Consider the following 562-nt stretch of genomic DNA (forward strand, 5'->3'; position numbering starts at 1 on the left):
GAAACCATACAAAAGAAATGCTTTGTAAAAGAAGAATAAGATAAATTGGGAATAATAAACTCTATCATCAATTGAAAAAAAGAACTTCGAATAAGAAAAACATAGGGAGATTTTAGTCTTCCTATGTTTTCATTCATATTATTTATCTGTTTGTTTTTGCTTCTTTTTCAAATACTCCGCACGCATTTTTTCAAGTTGCTGCTTTTTATCAAATTTGGCAGGCGTCTGTTTTTCATGAAACTTTGTCACAGCTACCTGACCTTTGGAATCCAATTGATATTTTCCCACTTTGTTCACCTACTTTTCCTGTCTTTAAAGAGAATCAATTCAACAAATATAATATACCTTATTTTACTGAAGTAAATGCTAATAATCATTACGTTTTCGATGATTTCAAATTCAGGTTCTGAGGGGAAATATTGTTTTTTTTGCAAAGTCCTTTTACTACTTGTTTACAAAAATCTACATCCCCAATATTTTTCTCCAAAAAATCACCCCTTGTTATTAACTTTTCTACTTATATCTATCCTAATCCAAATATTACCTTATCCAACTAACCTGC

The 562-nt window shown here is 29.9% G+C and carries 1 protein-coding gene; it reads right to left on the reverse strand.

The window, feature by feature from the left end; translation table 11 throughout:
• Nucleotides 1-138: 138 nt before the first annotated feature.
• Nucleotides 139-288 carry a hypothetical protein gene (locus ACI3K6_RS23475; protein ID WP_173068464.1) on the reverse strand — a complete coding sequence of 50 codons (150 nt, stop codon included), beginning with the start codon at nt 286-288 and terminating at the stop codon, nt 139-141.
• Between the last annotated feature and the right edge of the window lie 274 nt (nt 289-562).

The organism is Neobacillus solisequens, assembly GCF_051233465.1.
GTDB lineage: Bacteria > Bacillota > Bacilli > Bacillales > Cytobacillaceae > Neobacillus.